Raw genomic sequence first — 1,210 nt, forward strand, 5'->3', positions numbered from 1 at the left:
GTGCGGGTTCTGGACTTCACCCATGTCCAGTCGGGTCCGACCTGCACCCAGCTTCTGGCGTGGTTCGGCGCCGACGTGATCAAGGTCGAGCGTCCGGGCGAGGGCGACATCACGCGCGGCCAGCTGCGCGACCTGCCCGACGCCGACAGCCTGTACTTCACCATGCTGAACCACAACAAGCGGTCCATCACGCTGGACACCAAGAACCCGGACGGCAAGCGCGTCCTGGAGGATCTGGTGCGCATCTGCGACGTGATGGTCGAGAACTTCGCCCCCGGCGTGCTCGACCGCATGGGCCTGACCTGGGAGCGCATCCAGGAGCTCAACCCCCGGATCATCGTCGCCTCGGTCAAGGGCTTCGGCCCCGGCCCCTACGAGGACTGCAAGGTCTACGAGAACGTCGCGCAGTGCGCCGGCGGCTCGGCCTCCACCACCGGCTTCGACGACGGCCCGCCAATGGTCACCGGCGCCCAGATCGGCGACAGCGGCACCGGCCTGCATCTGGCGCTGGGCATCGTCACCGCGCTCTACCAGCGCACCCACACCGGGCGCGGCCAGAAGGTGCTGGCGGCCATGCAGGACGCCGTGCTCAACCTCTGCCGGGTCAAGCTGCGCGACCAGCAGCGGCTGGAGCACGGGCCGCTCAAGGAATACCCGCAGTACCCCAACGGCACGTTCGGCGACACCGTGCCGCGCGCCGGCAACGCCTCGGGCGGCGGCCAGCCGGGCTGGATCGTGAAGTGCAAGGGCTGGGAGACCGACCCCAACGCCTACATCTACTTCATCACCCAGGCGCCGGTGTGGGCGAAGATCTGCGCGGTCATCGGCAAGCCGGAGTGGGTCACCGACCCCGATTACGCGACGCCCGCCGCACGCCTGCCGCGGTTGAAGGCGATCTTCGCGGCGGTCGAGGAGTGGACCATGACCAAGACGAAGTTCGAGGCCATGGAGATCCTGAACCGCTACGACATCCCCTGCGGCCCGATCCTGTCGATGAAGGAGCTGGCCGAGGACCAATCGCTGCGCGAGACCGGCACCATCGTCGAGGTCGACCACCCCACGCGCGGCAAGTACCTGTCGGTCGGCAACCCGATCAAGCTGTCGGACAGCCCGACCGAGGTCACCCGCTCCCCGCTGCTCGGCGAGCACACCGACGAAATCCTGCGCGAGGTGCTCGGCTTCGACGAGCGGCGCATTTCCGAAGTCCGCG

The 1,210-nt window shown here is 68.3% G+C and carries 1 protein-coding gene; it reads left to right on the top strand.

What is annotated here, in order from left to right:
* The coding region (gene frc / locus QSG27_RS28975; RefSeq protein ID WP_306712314.1) for a formyl-CoA transferase at window positions 1-1,210 on the top strand (1,210 nt) is incomplete at both ends.

Source organism: Azospirillum isscasi, from assembly GCF_030849505.1.
Classification (GTDB): Bacteria; Pseudomonadota; Alphaproteobacteria; order Azospirillales; family Azospirillaceae; genus Azospirillum; species Azospirillum isscasi.